This window comes from Salmonella sp. 741265116_PST (genome assembly GCF_046567715.1).
GTDB classification, from domain to species: Bacteria; Pseudomonadota; Gammaproteobacteria; order Enterobacterales; family Enterobacteriaceae; genus Salmonella; species Salmonella enterica.
Genome location: NZ_JBKFPH010000002.1, coordinates 189,860 through 207,911, shown reverse-complemented (window position 1 = coordinate 207,911; position 18,052 = coordinate 189,860). Strand labels below are relative to the sequence as shown.

Below are 18,052 nucleotides of genomic sequence, written 5' to 3'. Positions count from 1 at the left end.
CTTAGTTTTTCCGGAACATTTTCAGCATACGCTGAGTCACGGTGAAGCCACCGAAAATATTAATGCTGGCGATAAGCACCGCGATAAAGCTCAGGAAGCTGACCCAGCCGCCCTGACCAATTTGCAATAATGCCCCGACAACAATAATCCCTGAAATTGCGTTGGTCACCGACATTAATGGCGTATGAAGCGCATGAGACACGTTCCACACCACGTAATAACCAACCACGCAGGCGAGCGCAAACACGGTAAAATGGCCGAGGAACTCTTTTGGCGCGACATCGGCCAGCCAGCCAAAAAGAATGATCGCCAGCGCCATTAACGCATATTTCCGCCAGGGTGAAGTGGGCTTTTCCGGCTCTTTTGGCGCAGGTGCTGCTTTAGGCGCGGCCTGTGGCTGCGCGGAAACCTGGATTGGCGGCGCAGGCCAGGTAATGTCGCCGTCGCGAATCACCGTCACGCCACGGATCACGACATCGTCAAAATCCACGTCAATATTGCCGTCTTTCTCTTTGCACAGCAGCTTCAGCAGGTTAACCAGGTTGGTGCCATAAAGCTGGGATGACTGCGTCGGCAAACGCCCCGGCAGATCGGTGTAGCCAATCACTTTCACGCCATTGTCCGTCGTCACAACCTGATTGGCGACGGTATATTCGCAGTTACCGCCATTCTGCGCGGCCAGGTCGACAATCACGCTGCCGGCCTTCATAGAATCGACCATATCGCGGGTAATCAGCTTCGGCGCAGGTTTGCCCGGAATCAACGCGGTGGTAACAATGATATCGACCTCTTTGGCCTGGGCGGCAAAGAGCGCCATTTCCGCTTTGATAAACGCCTCGGACATCACTTTGGCGTAACCATCGCCGCTACCGGCTTCCTCTTTAAAATCCAGTTCGAGGAACTCAGCCCCCATACTCTGGACCTGCTCTTTGACTTCAGGACGAGTGTCAAACGCGCGGACAATCGCCCCCAGGCTGTTTGCCGCGCCGATAGCCGCAAGACCGGCTACGCCCGCGCCAATCACCATCACCTTCGCCGGCGGCACTTTCCCGGCGGCGGTGATTTGCCCGGTAAAGAAGCGTCCAAATTCATGCGCGGCCTCTACAATGGCGCGATAACCCGCGATATTCGCCATTGAGCTTAACGCGTCGAGCGACTGCGCGCGGGAAATACGCGGCACGGAGTCCATCGCCATCACCGTGACCTTACGTTCGGCAAGTTTCTCCATTAACCCAGGATTTTGCGCAGGCCAGATAAAACTGACCAGCGTAGTCCCGGGGTTCAGTAAAGCGATTTCATCTTCTTCAGGCGCATTAACCTTGAGAATAATTTCCGACTGCCAGATAGCATTGCCGTCTACAATATCCGCGCCAGCCTGCGCAAACGCTTTGTCGTCAAAACTTGCCAGTTGACCCGCCCCGCTTTCGATAGCGACGCTAAACCCCAGCTTCAGTAGCTGCTCTACCGTTTTCGGCGTCGCAGCGACACGGGTTTCATTGGGTAACCGCTCTTTTGGTATGCCAATTCGCATAAATGTTCCCTTCCATCGGTATTTTTGATGATGGTTTGTCAGTAAGCGCGAGAAGCGTACGCCTGCCCGCGTTTGAGGTAAATGTTACCCCAGCAGAATAAAACCGTTACAAACTCTCTATAACCTACTGAAAATAACGCCTGTGATCTAGCGCCAAAAAACAGAATTTTTTATCAAATTTGCAAAACATGAACGATTCAGCCGCTAAGCAGCCATAATGCCTTGAAAATGGCCTGCGAGGGCTGATAATTCGCTCAAATTTGACAGCAAAACATCATTAAACCCCTGACGCGATCAAGAAATTAACATTAAATTAACTTATTAAATTTATGCGCTTCATTAGCTTAGCCGCCCAGCCGCCGTTTTTTTCGACATATCGGCAAATGTTATCATCAAAGATAGGGGACATGACACGATGCGTGAAAAATCCCGCAGACATCCATACGGTTTAAATGCAATAATCAGCCACGTTTCTAGTCAATAACAATACCAGTACCTGGTTTGCGCAAGGCGAAGGATTATTTTTATGAAGCTTAAGAACACTCTCCTGGCGTCGGCACTGCTTTCTGCGGCTGCTTTTTCTGTCCATGCAGCAACAGAACTGACGCCGGAGCAAGCGGCTGCACTAAAACCTTATGACCGCATCGTTATTACCGGTCGTTTTAATGCTATTGGCGATGCGGTCTCCGCCGTGTCCCGCCGCGCAGATAAAGAAGGCGCAGCCTCCTTCTATGTTGTCGACACCTCGGAGTTCGGCAACAGTGGTAACTGGCGTGTTGTGGCGGACGTGTATAAAGCCGACGCGCCGAAAGCCGACGCGCCCAAAAATCGTGTCATTAATGGCATCGTGGAATTACCGAAAGACCAGGCCGTACAATTAGAACCGTATGACACCGTCACCGTTCAGGGCTTCTACCGTAGCCAGCCGGAAGTTAACGATGCCATTACGAAAGCGGCGAAACAGAAAGACGCATACGCTTTCTATATTGTTCGTCAGGTGGATGCGAATCAGGGCGGAAACCAGCGCATCACTGCATTTATCTATAAACAAGATGCGAAAAAACGCATCGTCCAGAGCCCGGACGCTATTCCGGCAGACTCTGAAGCTGGCCGCGCCGCGCTGGCTCAGGGCGGCGAAGCTGCGAAGAAAGTCGAAATTCCAGGCGTCGCCACGTCAGCCTCGCCGAGCGCCGAAGTAGGCCGTTTCTTCGAAACGCAATCCACCAAAGGCGGGCGTTACACTGTCACACTTCCGGATGGCACAAAAGTTGAGGAGCTGAATAAAGCGACGGCTGCGATGATGGTGCCTTTCGACAGCGTTAAGTTCACCGGCAACTACGGTAATATGACAGAAATCTCCTACCAGGTCGCCAAACGCGCGGCGAAGAAAGGCGCTAAGTATTATCATATTACGCGTCAGTGGCAGGAGCGCGGCAATAACATCACCATCAGCGCCGACCTCTATAAATAAGGCGCGCGTCGCCATCAGGCTTTCTCGCCGGATGGCGGCATACCTGCCTTATCAGGCCTACACGATCGTTCAACGGCAGGACTGATAAGCCGCCATCCGGCACTTTCTCGCGGGATGCCAGTTCCGTCAAATATCGCGATGAATCTCACTTTTCGCTTTTTTGGCGATAAATCTTATCCAGGCCGTTGCATGCGGTCCCTTCTCTCCGTAAAATCCCGCGCCTTAGTGGCTTTCACCATTTTTATGCGTTTTGCCATAATAATTATTCTTCCAATTTCATTTTTATAGCTGGATACCAATGGAAAAAAAACTGGGACTGAGCGCGCTGACCGCGCTGGTTTTAAGCTCAATGCTTGGCGCAGGTGTTTTCAGCCTGCCCCAGAATATGGCCGCCGTTGCCAGTCCGGCTGCGTTGTTAATTGGCTGGTCCATTACCGGCGTGGGGATACTCTTACTGGCATTCGCCATGTTAATCCTTACGCGCATTCGCTCCGAGCTTGACGGCGGTATCTTTACTTACGCCCGCGAAGGCTTCGGCGAACTGATTGGCTTTTGTTCTGCCTGGGGCTATTGGCTGTGCGCGGTCATCGCCAACGTATCCTATTTGGTTATCGTTTTTTCAGCGCTGAGTTTCTTTACCGATACGCCTGCCCTGCGTCTGTTTGGCGACGGTAATACCTGGCAGGCTATTGTCGGCGCTTCAGTCCTGCTCTGGATTGTCCATTTCCTCATCCTGCGCGGCGTACAAACGGCAGCCAGCATCAATCTGGTCGCGACTCTGGCGAAACTGTTGCCGCTCGGCGCGTTTATTGTGCTGGCTATCATGATGTTCAAACTGGATACCTTCACACTGGACTTCACCGGTGTTGAACTCGGTATTCCCGTATGGGAACAGGTCAAGAACACCATGCTTATTACGCTGTGGGTGTTTATTGGCGTTGAAGGCGCCGTCGTCGTCTCGGCCCGAGCGAAAAATAAACGCGATGTAGGCCGCGCCACGCTACTGGCGGTACTCGCAGCGCTGGGAATATATCTCCTGGTCACGCTGCTTTCTCTTGGCGTTCTTGCGCGTCCGGAACTGGCGGAGATGCGCAACCCGTCGATGGCCGGTCTGATGGTGAAAATGATGGGGCCGTGGGGAGAAATTATTATTGCAGCGGGACTGATTGTGTCTGTCTGCGGGGCTTATCTAAGCTGGACTATCATGGCGGCGGAGGTGCCGTTTCTGGCGGCAGCCTATAAATCCTTCCCGGGCATCTTCGCGCGACAAAATGCGCAAGGCGCGCCTTCTGCGTCGTTATGGCTCACCAATATCTGTGTGCAAATCTGTCTGGTACTGATCTGGCTGACCGGTTCAGACTACAACACGCTATTGACGATTGCGTCAGAAATGATTCTGGTGCCCTACTTTCTGGTCGGCGCATTTCTGCTGAAGATTGCAACACGTCCCCTCCATCGGGCAGTCGGTATCGGAGCCTGTATTTATGGCTTATGGTTATTATATGCGTCGGGTCCCATGCACCTGCTGCTGTCCGTCGTACTGTACGCGCCTGGATTACTGGTTTTCCTGTATGCGCGTCGAACGCACAAGCATGACAACGTATTAAATCGTCAGGAAGTCGTGCTGATCGGTTTATTGCTGGTCGCGGCGGTTCCGGCTACGTGGATGCTGGTGGGTTAACAACCTCCCCATCGTAATATCCGTATGTATTACGATGGGGAAACCACGGTCTTTGCCAATATTAATGCCATTTAATCCAGCAAAAAATCAGCAGCCACGCGCTTAGCCCCCAGCAGACCACCGCACCGCCAAGCGCAACGGGCAGGCGCATCACGCCGCTGAAATACCATAGCGTTGCAAGATAAATGAAATAAGGAATGATCGACCACATGCTAAAGACGATGGTGGTACGCATCGCGTCGATGCCCCGCTCGCTGGCCACGATATAGTGCGCGATAAGCGCAAACGTTGGAAACAGAGGAATTAATCCGGCGATATAATAATTTTTCGTTTTTGACAGCAGACCAATCAATACGACGACCAGCGCCCCCAGGGCAGCTTTAATCACGAGTCCCATTACCTTGCCTTAACACGCTAATAACAACAGCGTGTAGCATAACGGAACCGCTCTCGTTTAGAAAAGATTTATGGAAGGGAAAACAGAGGCGGTGTATGTTGGCGTTTTCTATTCTCCATTTATAATATGAACCGCATTGTATTTGTTGAAGACGACGCTGAAGTGGGTTCTCTCATTGCCGCTTATCTGGCGAAACATGATATTGATGTCATTGCTGAGCCGCGTGGTGACCGGGCGGAGGATCTTATCCTCACCACTCAGCCCGATCTGGTTTTACTGGATATTATGCTTCCAGGTAAAGATGGCATGACGATATGCCGCGATTTACGCCACCGCTGGCAAGGCCCGATTGTCCTGCTCACCTCGCTGGACAGTGATATGAATCATATTCTGGCGCTGGAGATGGGCGCCTGCGACTACATCCTCAAAACCACGCCTCCGGCCGTTTTGCTGGCGCGTCTGCGCTTACACCTGCGGCAAAGCGAACAAACGCAACAGGCAAAAAGTCTTCAGGAGAGCGCGCTTACGCCGCATAAAGCGCTGCGTTTTGGTGCGTTAACCATCGATCCCCTTAACCGGGCGGTCCAGCTCAACGGCGATTTCATATCGCTCTCCACCGCCGATTTTGAATTGCTCTGGGAACTGGCGACACACGCCGGACAAATTATGGATCGCGACGCGTTGCTAAAAACGCTGCGCGGCGTCAATTATGATGGTCTGGATCGCAGCGTGGATGTGGCGATTTCCCGCTTGCGTAAGAAACTGCTGGATAGCGCTGCTGAGCCCTATCGTATAAAGACCATTCGCAATAAAGGCTATCTTTTTGCCCCTCATGCCTGGGACGAAACGACGGGATAAGTTAGCCGACAGATTTTACCTGCCTTTATCAAGTCACAGTGGCGATGCTGATCACCGCCACTGTTCAAAAAACAGACATTGTATACATCAATGCTATTTTTATTAGTCGGAACGGCCCCTTTATTACCGTTTTCTCTGCGTTGCGGTTCATCATTACGTCTTTTTCGCCCCAAAAAATTAAATTAAAAAACTCGAAGCCAGTTCACAAAATTGATAACAGAATGTCTGCCCGGCGCTATATTGCCGTCTTTTTTCGCAAATTGTGAAATCAAACAAATCATAATCATGAATATATAATAACAAATACATTCACCATAAACATATGCGTTTCCGATAGTAACTTTTGTATTAATTAATAACATATAAGAAAAGTTAGCATTTGCTGAAATAATATTATTCAGATTAGGATGCCTTTGATTCAACGAATCTGTAGAAGTTCAATCTTTTGCAAATAAGTTAAGTTTTTAAGGATAAAAAATGAAAAGAAAAGTATTGGCACTTGTCATCCCGGCTCTGCTGGCTGCTGGCGCGGCACACGCCGCTGAAATTTATAACAAAGACGGCAACAAACTGGACCTTTACGGGAAAGTAGACGGCCTGCACTATTTCTCTGATGACTCTTCTAAAGATGGCGATCAGACCTATATGCGTTTCGGCTTTAAAGGCGAAACACAGATTAACGACCAACTGACCGGTTACGGCCAGTGGGAATATAACGTTCAGGCTAACACTACCGAAGGCGAAGGCGCTAATTCCTGGACTCGTCTGGCATTCGCCGGCCTGAAATTCGGCGACTACGGCTCATTCGACTATGGTCGTAACTACGGCGTCCTGTACGACGTGGAAGGCTGGACCGATATGCTGCCTGAGTTCGGCGGCGACTCCTATACTTACGCTGACAACTACATGACCGGTCGTGCTAACGGCGTGGCCACCTACCGTAACACTGATTTCTTCGGTCTGGTAGACGGTCTGAACTTCGCGTTGCAATATCAGGGTAAAAATGAAAGCCAAAGCGCTGACGATGTAAATATCGGTACCAATAACCGTAATAATGGCGACGATATTCGTTACGATAACGGTGATGGCTTCGGTATTTCTACTACCTATGATATTGGCATGGGCTTCAGCGCAGGCGCTGCGTATACCACTTCCGATCGTACTAATGAGCAAGTCAATGCTGACGGCACGATTGCTGGCGGCGACAAAGCGGATGCCTGGACAGCTGGCTTGAAATATGATGCCAACAACATCTATTTAGCGACTATGTATTCTGAAACCCGTAATATGACGCCTTATGGTAAAACGGACGCAGGTTATGCTGGCGGCGTAGCAAACAAAACGCAAAACTTCGAAGTTACAGCCCAATATCAATTTGATTTCGGTCTGCGCCCGGCGGTTTCTTTCCTGATGTCTAAAGGTAAAGATCTGACCTATAACAACGTTAATGGCGATGATAAAGACCTGGTTAAATATGCTGATGTAGGTGCTACCTACTATTTCAACAAAAACTTCTCCACCTATGTTGATTATAAAATCAACCTGCTGGATGATGACGACCAGTTCTATAAAGATGCCGGTATCAGCACTGATGATATCGTCGCGCTGGGTATGGTTTACCAGTTCTAATTATTCATTAATTCTTCTCAAGCCCGCCGTTTCGGCGGGCTTTTCTTTTTTATCATCACCGTTCTAAAAACAGAACGCACTGTTCCCTGGGCACAGATTGAACAATTCTTGTTCGCTCTCTATGGTTTGCTTATCGCCTGACAAAAGGAACATGCTAATGATCAGTCTCGTCCCGTCTCTGATTTCCAGAACCGCGCTTCTCTTTCTGCTCACGGCCACAGGCGCAGCCACCGCCGCCCGCCCGGCAGCGGATATTATTTTGCATAATGGTAATATCATCACTCTGAATGATGCCCAGCCGCAGGCCAGCGCGCTGGCGATTTTCGGCTCGCGGATTGTGGCGATTGGCGATGATACGGCGACAAATGAATGGCGCGGCGACCATACCCGTACCATCGATTTACAGGGTAAAACCGTGATACCCGGCCTGACCGATACCCACATTCACGCCATTCGCGGCGGACAAACCTGGACATTCGAAACCTACTGGTACGACAGCCCTTCGCTTAAAGACGCGCTGGATAAATTACGCGCCGACGCTAACCGTCGTCCCCACGATCAATGGGTAGCCGTAGTGGGATCGTGGATACCGGCGCAATTTGCAGAAAACCGGGCGCCGACGGTAGCCGAACTGAGCCACGCCCTTCCCGATCATCCGGCTTATATTCAGTATCTTTACGACTATGCGTTAGTGAATCAGCGCGGTATAGACGTACTTGGCCTTAACAACACCCCTCCTCCTGATTTAGCGGGAATCCGCGTAGAGCGCGACGCAAAAGGTAGCGCCACGGGGAAATTATTTGGTGGCATCGCAGCGTTCAATCAGCTTTTTGCCAGCATAAGTAGTAACGCCGATCGCGAGGGTGGTCTGCGGCAATTTTTCGCTGATATGAACGCTCGCGGCGTGACCGGCATCATTGACCCCTCTGCCGGGCCTGCCGCCGCTTATGAGCCTTTATTTGCAATGCGAAACCAGGGGGATTTACCGCTGCGCGTGGGGTATCGCATTCCGGTACAGCCGGAAGCGAAAGGTCATGAAGCACAGTGGTTCAGCAACCTGATGGCCTTTCGCCCGGCGCGTGCCGATGACGGACAACTGGCTTTTCTTGGCCTGGGAGAAAGCCTGGTGGCCGGAATGAATGACGGCGTGCGGATGGCCCCAGGATTTTCTTCCTCAGAGCAGGACAAAACCGCGCTTCGCCAGGTCGCGACGTTTGCGGCAAAACGGGGAATACCGCTTGAGATCCACGCCTATACCGATGACAGCGCCGACGCGATATTGACGATTTTTGAGCAGGTAGCGCAGCAGTACGATCTGCGCCCTCTCCGCTGGTCTATTGCGCATCTGAATACCGGTTCGCCACAGACGCTTGAGCGAATGCGTAAGCTCGGCCTGGCATACACGGTGCAAATGGGGCCTTACTTTGAGGGGCTTGCCATCCGTGACGCCAATCCACCCGGCGCGACGGACAATTCGCCGCCGGTTCGACTGGCGCTGGATAAAGGGCTTGTCGTCGCTGGCGGCACCGATTCGACGCGTATTGGCATTGCCGGTGTCTGGCACGCTATCGAATATCATATCACCGGTATAGCGTCAGGCGGTTCCGTGCGTAAACCCGCCAGCGAGCGGCTCACGCGTCTGGAAGCGCTAGCGTTATATACACGTCATGCCGCCTGGCTCGCCTTTGCCGAACAACACCGGGGCCAGCTTAGCGTCGGAAAACAGGCCGATCTGGCGGTACTCAATCAGCCATTTATGACGATGCCGGAAGACAGAATTAATACCATTCGCGCTGTTTTGACGCTTGTCGATGGACGCATTGTTCACGAAAGTCCGGACCTTAACGCCGGACAATGAGGTTGTCAGTTGACGCAAAGCCTGCTTTTATAACCCACCAGCGGCGCTGACGGGAAATCTTTTCCGCCAGCGCCGCGATAGAGCTAATGTATTGAGATCCGGTGGGCGTTGATGAAAAAGCTGTTTGTGCAGTTTTACCTTTTGCTGTTCGTCTGTTTTCTGGTCATGACGTTATTGGTCGGACTGGTGTACAAATTCACCGCCGAACGCGCGGGCAGGCAATCGCTCGACGATCTGATGAAAAGTTCGCTCTATCTGATGCGCAGCGAACTGCGGGAAATTCCGCCGCGTGAATGGGGGAAAACGTTAAAAGAGATGGACCTGAACCTCTCTTTCGATTTACGCGTTGAACCGTTAAATCACTATAAGCTTGATGCCGCCACCACGCAGCGGCTGCGTGAAGGCGATATCGTCGCGCTTGATGATCAATACACCTTTATTCAGCGTATCCCGCGCAGCCATTACGTTCTGGCGGTCGGCCCGGTTCCCTATCTCTATTTCCTGCATCAAATGCGACTGCTGGATATCGCCTTAATGGCGCTCATTGCCTTTTCTCTCGCCTTTCCTGTGTTTATCTGGATGCGCCCGCACTGGCAAGAAATGCTCAGGCTCGAATCCGCCGCGCAGCGCTTTGGCGAGGGTCACTTGACTGAACGCCTGCACTTCGATAATGGCTCCAGTTTCGAACGTCTGGGTGTCGCGTTCAACCAGATGGCAGATAACATTAATGCTCTGATCGCCAGTAAAAAACAGCTGATTGACGGTATCGCCCACGAGCTTCGCACGCCGCTGGTACGTTTACGCTATCGGCTTGAAATGAGTGAAAATCTGACACCGCCGGAATCACAGGCGCTCAATCGCGATATTGGTCAACTGGAAGCGCTAATTGAAGAACTGCTCACCTATGCGCGCCTTGACCGGCCGCAAAATGAACTGATGTTGACCGAACCCGACCTCCCCGCCTGGTTGCTCGCGCATTTGCAGGATGTGCAGAGCGTGAACCCGGAACGCGCCGTAAACCTTCTCACATCTGTAATCGGCGATTATGGCGCGCTTGATATGCGGTTAATGTCGCGAGTGCTGGATAACCTGCTGAATAATGCGTTGCGCTACAGTCATACCACCGTTCAGGTCAGTCTGTTACTCGACGGTAGTCAGGCAACGCTGATAGTCGAAGATGATGGCCCCGGCATTGAAGCGGATGCGCGAGAGCGCGTATTTGAACCTTTTGTCAGACTCGACCCCAGTAGAGACCGGGCGACAGGCGGCTGCGGGCTTGGACTCGCCATCGTACACTCTATCGCCCTGGCGATGGGCGGTAGCGTCGTCTGTGACGAGAGCGAACTGGGCGGCGCAAAATTTAGCTTTCGCTGGCCGATCTGGCACGCGATGCCCGACATGACCGCTGCCTGACGTATTTTGCACGCTGGTTGAGCGGCGGGAACTATGCTATACAGATAGTATGTTGTAACTAAAGTGAGTAATACCATGTCCCGCTACGATCTCGTTGAACGCCTGAATGGCACTTTTCGCCAGATAGAACAACACCTGGCGGCGCTGACGGATAATCTACAGCAGCATTCGCTACTTATCGCCCGTGTTTTTTCACTGCCGCAGGTGACCAAAGAGGCGGAACATGCGCCGCTGGATACTATCGAGGTAACGCAACATCTGGGGAAAGAGGCCGAAGCGCTGGCGCTACGTCACTATCGCCATTTGTTTATTCAACAGCAGTCCGAAAACCGCAGCAGTAAAGCCGCCGTCCGCCTGCCTGGCGTCTTATGCTATCAAGTGGATAATGCGACACAGTTAGATCTGGAAAATCAGATACAGCGCATTAACCAGTTGAAAACCACCTTCGAGCAGATGGTTACGGTAGAGTCCGGTCTTCCCTCAGCGGCACGTTTTGAGTGGGTGCATCGGCATCTACCCGGCTTAATTACGCTGAACGCTTACCGCACGCTGACGCTTATCAATAACCCCGCTACCATACGTTTCGGCTGGGCAAATAAACATATTATTAAAAATTTAAGCCGGGATGAGGTTCTGAGCCAGTTGAAAAAAAGCCTCGCGTCGCCGCGCAGCGTCCCGCCGTGGACGCGCGAACAATGGCAATTCAAGCTGGAACGGGAATATCAGGATATCGCTGCCTTACCGCAGCAGGCCCGACTCAAGATTAAGCGTCCGGTTAAAGTACAGCCGATCGCCCGCATCTGGTATAAAGGCCAGCAGAAACAGGTGCAACACGCCTGCCCCACGCCGATTATCGCGTTAATCAACACGGACAGCGGCGCTGGCGTGCCGGATATTGGCGGGCTGGAAAACTATGACGCCGATAATATTCAGCACCGTTTTAAACCACAGGCGCAGCCACTGCGACTGATTATTCCGCGACTGCACCTGTATGTGGCGGATTAACGTCCCGGCGTCATACTGCCAACCATTAACTCCGGACGTACCCAGGCGTCGAACTCCTCGTCGCTAAGGTATCCTAATGCCACGGCTGAGGCTTTGAGGGTCAGCCCTTCTTTATGCGCCTTCTTCGCAATCTCCGCCGCTTTATCGTAACCGATGTGCGTATTGAGCGCAGTGACCAGCATCAGCGACTCATTCAGCAACTGCGTAATACGCTCGCGGTTTGGCTCGATTCCTGACGCACAGTGTTGATTGAAACTCGCCATGCCATCGGCCAGCAGGCGCACCGTTTGCAGAAAATTATGAATAACCATCGGACGATAGACGTTGAGCTCAAAGTTGCCCGATGCGCCCCCCATATTGATGGCCACATCGTTACCCATCACCTGGCAACATAGCATCGTTACCGCTTCACACTGGGTCGGGTTCACTTTACCAGGCATAATGGAACTGCCTGGCTCATTCTCCGGGATAGCAATCTCGCCAATGCCGCAGCGCGGACCGGACGCCAGCCAGCGAACATCGTTGGCGATTTTCATCAGCGAGGCCGCCAGCCCTTTTAATGCGCCATGCGCCTGTACCAACGCGTCACAGGTCGCCAGCGCTTCGAATTTATTCGGGGCGGTAACAAACGGTGCCGCGGTAATCGTCGCCAGTTCCTCGGCCACGCGCCGGGCATATTCCGGGTGGGTATTAAGCCCTGTCCCTACTGCGGTTCCGCCGAGCGCCAGTTCCGCGACGTGCGGTAAACTGTGCTCAATGTGCCTGAGGTTATGTTCCAGCATGGCTACCCAACCGGAAATCTCCTGGCCTAAGGTGAGCGGCGTCGCGTCCTGCAGGTGAGTACGGCCAATTTTGACAATATCGGCGAAAGCGTGGGATTTATCGCGAAGCGTATCCGTTAATGCAGATAATTGCGGGATGAGGTGTTCGCGTAACGCCAGTAACGCCGCCACGTGCATGGCGGTTGGGAACACATCGTTTGAGCTTTGACTCTTATTGACGTCATCATTGGGATGCACCTTGCGTTCCATACCGCGAACGCCGCCCAAAATTTCACTGGCGCGGTTCGCTAACACCTCATTCATATTCATGTTGCTTTGCGTACCGGACCCGGTCTGCCAAATCGCCAGCGGAAACTCATCAGCATGTTTTCCCGCCAGCACTTCATCAGCCGCCTGGATAATCGCGCTGGCTTTTTCCGCCGCCAACAACCCTAAGTCCTGGTTGACCTTCGCAGCGGCACGCTTGGTCAACGCCAGAGCGTGAATGAGCGAGACGGGCATTTTCTCCGTGGAAATCCGAAAATGCTCCAGCGAACGTTGAGTCTGCGCCCCCCACAGTTTATCTGCCGGGACGTCAATCGCGCCCATTGAATCTTTCTCGCGGCGTACCGTTACCATTACCTGCTCCTTACTCAAGTTGATGAGATCATGTGTCGACATTGCTCACATGTTTGCGGTCTTATGAGTATTAACGATAACAACACAACGGTGTAGACCGGATAAGGCGCTTGCGCCGTTCTCCGGCAAAATAGCGAATCATGTTACCGCCCCGCAGGGCGGCGACATTACTTAACGCAGCGCGCGCACTGCGATGACTGAATCTGCTGGAAGAAATCGTTACCTTTATCATCCACCAGAATAAAGGCCGGAAAATCCTCCACTTCAATTTTCCAGATAGCCTCCATACCCAGTTCAGGATATTCCACGCACTCCAGGCGCTTGATACTGCCCTGCGCCAGAACGGCTGCCGGGCCGCCGATACTGCCCAGGTAGAAGCCGCCATGTTTCTTACAGGCATCGGTCACCTGCTGGCTGCGGTTGCCTTTCGCCAGCATGATCATACTGCCGCCCTGCGACTGGAGCTGATCAACATAAGAGTCCATCCGTCCTGCGGTAGTCGGCCCAAGCGACCCGGAGGCGTACCCTTCCGGCGTTTTTGCCGGCCCCGCATAATAGATAGGATGATCTTTGATGTACTGCGGCAAACCTTCGCCTCTGTCCATCCGTTCTTTCAGTTTAGCGTGCGCGATGTCGCGGCCCACAATAATCGTGCCGTTCAGCGACAGGCGTGTTGATACCGGATACTGCGACAGTTGTTGCAGTATCTCGCTCATGGGACGGTTAAGATCAACGCGCACCGCCTCGCCCTCTCCCGCCTGGCGCAGCGCCTCAGGAATATATTTACCGGGATTGCGCTCCAGCTTCTCGATCCAGATCCCTTCCCGGTTGATCTTCGCTTTAATGTTTCGATCCGCGGAGCAGGACACGCCCATACCTACCGGACACGATGCCCCGTGGCGCGGCAATCGGATGACACGAATATCGTGAGCGAAATATTTGCCGCCGAACTGCGCGCCTAAGCCAAGATTTTGCGCCTCAAGCAACAATTCTTTTTCCAGCTCAATATCGCGGAAGGCCTGCCCGTGTTCATTGCCTTCGGTTGGTAGCGCATCATAGTATTTTGCCGAGGCCAGCTTAACGGTCTTCAGGTTCGCTTCCGCCGAGGTGCCGCCAATGACAAACGCAATGTGATACGGCGGACAGGCGGCGGTGCCCAGCGTACGCATCTTATCGACGAGATAATTTTTGAGCTTACCCGGCGTCAGTAGCGCTTTTGTCTCCTGATAGAGGTAGGTTTTATTCGCCGATCCGCCGCCTTTAGCGATACAGAGGAATTTATATTCATCGCCATCGACGCTGTAGAGATCGATCTGCGCCGGCAGGTTAGTACCGGTATTGACCTCTTTGTACATATCCAGCGCCGCGTTTTGCGAATAGCGCAGGTTATCTTCGATATAGGTGTTATATACGCCGCGAGCCAGCGCCGCTTCATCACCTCCGCCAGTCCAGACGCGTTGGCCTTTTTTGCCAACAATAATGGCCGTACCGGTATCCTGGCAGGTGGGCAACACGCCCTTGGCCGCGATATCGGAGTTTCGCAGGAATTGCAGCGCGACATATTTGTCGTTTTCACTGGCCTGCGGATCGCGCAGAATATCCGCCACCTGCTGCTGATGCGCGGGACGTAACATAAAAGACGCATCGTGGAAGGCCTGACGCGCCAACAACGTTAGCGCTTCCGGCGCGACTTTCAGGATCTCTTGTCCTTCGAATTCGGCGACGGAAACATGTTCGCTGGTCAACAAGTAGTACTCGGTATCGTCCTTTTTGAGGGGAAAAGGGTCTTGATAAAAGAAGGGTTTGTTTGACATTGTGCTCTCACTTACCGCTCGGTATGGTTATTCTCTGGGCAGGTGTTCCATTGCCCGACTCAAAGCGAGTAACACTATCCTACACAATTTTTTAACAAAAACTGAGACAAGTACGACTTTTTACGCGCGGAGGTTACTTCATGCGGGTTTCTTGGTTTAATACCTCCCATTGATCTCCACATTGAAACAGGGCTTGATAATGCAAAAACTCATTAACTCAGTGCAAAACTATGCCTGGGGAAGTAAAACTGCGTTAACGGAACTTTATGGCATCGCCAATCCGCAGCAGCAGCCAATGGCTGAACTCTGGATGGGCGCGCATCCCAAAAGCAGCTCGCGAATCACCACCGCCAACGGCGAAACCGTCTCCCTGCGTGACGCCATCGAAAAGAATAAAACCGCCATGCTGGGCGAAGCGGTAGCCAACCGTTTCGGCGAACTGCCGTTTCTGTTTAAAGTACTGTGCGCCGCGCAGCCGCTCTCTATTCAGGTGCACCCGAATAAGCGCAATTCCGAAATCGGTTTCGCGAAAGAAAATGCGGCGGGTATCCCCATGGATGCCGCAGAGCGGAACTATAAAGATCCTAACCATAAACCAGAGCTGGTTTTTGCCCTGACGCCTTTCCTGGCGATGAACGCGTTCCGCGAATTTTCTGACATTGTCTCTTTACTGCAACCTATCGCCGGCGCGCATTCCGCTATCGCCCACTTTTTGCAGGCGCCGAATGCTGAACGTCTGAGCCAGCTTTTCGCCAGCCTGTTGAATATGCAAGGCGAAGAAAAATCCCGCGCGTTAGCCGTGCTCAAAGCGGCGCTTAACAGCCAGCAAGGCGAACCGTGGCAAACGATCCGCGTGATTTCAGAGTATTATCCTGACGACAGCGGGCTTTTCTCTCCTTTATTGCTGAATGTGGTCAAACTGAATCCCGGCGAGGCGATGTTCCTGTTTGCCGAAACGCCTCATGCTTATCTGCAGGGCGTTGCGCTGGAAGTCATGGCAAACTCCGATAACGTTCTGCGCGCTGGCCTTACGCCAAAATATATCGACATTCCTGAACTGGTCGCGAACGTGAAGTTTGAGCCTAAACCTGCCGGCGAGTTGCTGACTGCCCCGGTGAAAAGCGGCGCGGAGCTGGACTTCCCAATTCCGGTTGACGATTTTGCTTTTTCACTGCACGACCTGGCGCTTCAGGAGACGAGTATCGGCCAACACAGCGCCGCGATTCTGTTCTGCGTTGAGGGTGAGGCGGTGTTACGTAAAGATGAACAGCGTCTGGTACTGAAGCCGGGTGAATCGGCCTTTATCGGCGCGGATGAGTCTCCGGTTAACGCCAGCGGCACGGGCCGTTTAGCGCGTGTTTATAACAAGCTGTAGCAACGTACTGAATTTTTTAACAACTCTTGCTAAGCTTATAACAGACGTAAAACTCCTCCAGGCGGTTTAATCCGCCTGGTTTCATTTTTATGGACAATTGATATGAAAAAAACACTGGTAGCTGCAGGTGTAGTGATTGCACTTGGCATCGTCTGGACAGGCGGCGCCTGGTATACGGGGAAAAAGCTGGAGAACCATCTTTCAGAAATGGTGACTCAGGCCAATGAACAGCTCAAGCGTACTGCGCCGGAGGCCGGTGTCGAATTAAGTTATCAAAACTACCAGCGTGGCGTGTTCAGTAGCCATCTGCAACTGGTTGTCAAACCGGTTGCCGGCGCAGACAATACCTGGTTGAAGCCCGGGCAAAGCATTGTGCTGGACGAGTCCGTTTCACATGGCCCCTTCCCGCTCGCCCAGCTTAAAACGCTCAATCTGATCCCTTCTATGGCGTCGGTAAAAACCACCCTGGTGAATAACGATGCGGCAAAACCCCTCTTTGATATCGCGAAAGGCGATACGCCCTTTGTTATCAATACCCGCATTGGTTATGGCGGCGATACCCGCTCCGATATCTCTCTCAAGCCGTTAAACTACGAGAATGCCGGTGAAAAGGTCGCCTTTAGCGGCGGCGAGTTCCAGCTTAACGCCGATAAAGACGGTAATGTGGTTTCGCTGTCAGGCGAAGCGCAGAGCGGCCTGGTCGATGCCGTTAACGAATATAATCAGAAGGTCCAACTCACCTTTAATAATTTGAAAACAGACGGTACCAGTAAGCTGGCAAGCTTTGGCGAGCGTGTAGGCGACCAAAAGTTAACGCTGGATAAACTGTCCATCGCCATTGAGGGTAAAGAGATGGCGGTGCTGGAAGGGATGGAAATTGCCGGCAAGTCCGATCTCGTCAACGACGGAAAAACCATTAACAGCCAGTTAGATTACTCGCTTAACAGCCTGAAAGTGCAGAATCAGGATTTGGGCAGCGGTAAATTAACGCTGAAAGTCGGTCAAATCGACGGCGAAGCCTGGCACCAGTTTAGTCAGCAATATCATGCGCAAACGCAGGCGCTGTTGAATCAGCCGGACGTGGCGCAGAATCCTGAGCTTTATCAGCAAAAAGTCACTGAAGCGTTCTTTAGCGCTCTCCCCGTGCTGTTAAAAGGCGATCCGGTACTGACCCTGGCGCCGCTTAGCTGGAAAAACGCCAAAGGGGAAACCACGCTGAATCTGTCGCTGTTCCTCAAAGATCCGGCAACCACAACGGCACAACCGCAAACGCTGGCGCAGGAAGTCGACCGCTCCGTGAAATCGCTGGATGCGAAACTGGCAATTCCGATGGACATGGCGGTCGAGTTTATGACGCAGATAGCAAAGCTGGAAGGCTATCAGCAGGATGATGCGGAAAAACTGGCAAAACAACAGGTGCAGGGGCTGTCCGCAATGGGTCAGATGTTCCGACTGACAACGCTGAAGGATAATACTATCGCCTCCAGTTTGCAGTACGCCAATGGCCAGATCACGCTCAACGGACAAAAAATGCCGTTGGAAGACTTTGTCGGCCTGTTTGGGATGCCGGCGCTTTCCGTTCCGGACGTTCCGGCGCTGCCTCAACAATAATCGCCTTGC

Annotated in this window: 13 protein-coding genes; 9 read left to right on the top strand and 4 right to left on the bottom strand. The window is 52.5% G+C overall.

Annotated elements, in window-relative coordinates; genetic code table 11:
* Position 1: 1 nt before the first annotated feature.
* Entirely contained in the window at positions 2-1,531 is a 1,530-nt protein-coding gene (pntA, locus tag ACLD11_RS02370; protein WP_001219355.1) for a Re/Si-specific NAD(P)(+) transhydrogenase subunit alpha, read from the bottom strand.
* Between the two features lie 526 nt (positions 1,532-2,057).
* On the opposite strand from pntA, the gene ydgH reads away from it, so the two are divergent.
* Both ydgH and ACLD11_RS02360 read left to right on the top strand, forming a co-directional pair.
* Entirely contained in the window at positions 2,058-3,002 is a 945-nt protein-coding gene (ydgH, locus tag ACLD11_RS02365; RefSeq protein ID WP_000769292.1) for a DUF1471 family protein YdgH, read from the top strand.
* A 298-nt stretch (positions 3,003-3,300) separates the two neighbouring features.
* On the top strand, positions 3,301-4,683 hold the full coding sequence (locus ACLD11_RS02360) for an amino acid permease (RefSeq protein ID WP_411014486.1): 1,383 nt from the start codon (positions 3,301-3,303) through the stop codon (positions 4,681-4,683).
* A 61-nt stretch (positions 4,684-4,744) separates the two neighbouring features.
* Here the strand turns inward: ACLD11_RS02360 and ACLD11_RS02355 are convergent, their stop codons facing one another.
* Positions 4,745-5,080 carry a GlpM family protein gene (locus ACLD11_RS02355; RefSeq protein WP_000524877.1) on the bottom strand — a complete coding sequence of 112 codons (336 nt, stop codon included), beginning with the start codon at positions 5,078-5,080 and terminating at the stop codon, positions 4,745-4,747.
* 126 nt (positions 5,081-5,206) lie between these two features.
* Here ACLD11_RS02355 and rstA point away from each other — a divergent pair, with 126 nt between their 5' ends.
* The 5 genes from rstA (at position 5,207) to tus (ending at position 11,843) form a co-directional block, all read left to right on the top strand.
* Positions 5,207-5,938 (top strand): two-component system response regulator RstA, encoded by a 732-nt coding sequence (rstA, locus tag ACLD11_RS02350; protein WP_411014485.1) that lies wholly within the window; start codon positions 5,207-5,209, stop codon positions 5,936-5,938.
* 477 nt (positions 5,939-6,415) lie between these two features.
* Complete coding sequence (gene ompS2, locus ACLD11_RS02345) at positions 6,416-7,567, top strand: porin OmpS2 (RefSeq protein WP_411014484.1); 1,152 nt, start codon at positions 6,416-6,418, stop codon at positions 7,565-7,567.
* Between the two features lie 151 nt (positions 7,568-7,718).
* Positions 7,719-9,425 carry an amidohydrolase gene (locus ACLD11_RS02340; protein WP_411014483.1) on the top strand — a complete coding sequence of 569 codons (1,707 nt, stop codon included), beginning with the start codon at positions 7,719-7,721 and terminating at the stop codon, positions 9,423-9,425.
* A 111-nt stretch (positions 9,426-9,536) separates the two neighbouring features.
* The gene (gene rstB, locus ACLD11_RS02335; protein ID WP_411014482.1) at positions 9,537-10,838 is read left to right on the top strand and encodes a two-component system sensor histidine kinase RstB; all 1,302 of its coding nucleotides are present in this window, start codon (positions 9,537-9,539) and stop codon (positions 10,836-10,838) included.
* 75 nt (positions 10,839-10,913) lie between these two features.
* Positions 10,914-11,843 (top strand): DNA replication terminus site-binding protein, encoded by a 930-nt coding sequence (gene tus / locus ACLD11_RS02330; RefSeq protein WP_411011229.1) that lies wholly within the window; start codon positions 10,914-10,916, stop codon positions 11,841-11,843.
* Here the strand turns inward: tus and fumC are convergent.
* Complete coding sequence (fumC, locus tag ACLD11_RS02325; protein ID WP_411014481.1) at positions 11,840-13,243, bottom strand: class II fumarate hydratase; 1,404 nt, start codon at positions 13,241-13,243, stop codon at positions 11,840-11,842. The genes tus and fumC overlap by 4 nt on opposite strands.
* A 167-nt stretch (positions 13,244-13,410) precedes the next feature.
* A complete protein-coding gene (gene fumB / locus ACLD11_RS02320; protein WP_000066609.1) occupies positions 13,411-15,057 on the bottom strand; it encodes a class I fumarate hydratase in 1,647 nt (548 codons plus the stop codon).
* Between the two features lie 199 nt (positions 15,058-15,256).
* On the opposite strand from fumB, the gene manA reads away from it, so the two are divergent.
* Complete coding sequence (manA, locus tag ACLD11_RS02315) at positions 15,257-16,432, top strand: mannose-6-phosphate isomerase (RefSeq protein WP_001170618.1); 1,176 nt, start codon at positions 15,257-15,259, stop codon at positions 16,430-16,432.
* A 102-nt stretch (positions 16,433-16,534) separates the two neighbouring features.
* On the top strand, positions 16,535-18,043 hold the full coding sequence (locus ACLD11_RS02310) for a YdgA family protein (RefSeq protein ID WP_017441033.1): 1,509 nt from the start codon (positions 16,535-16,537) through the stop codon (positions 18,041-18,043).
* The last annotated feature ends 9 nt before the right edge of the window (positions 18,044-18,052 follow it).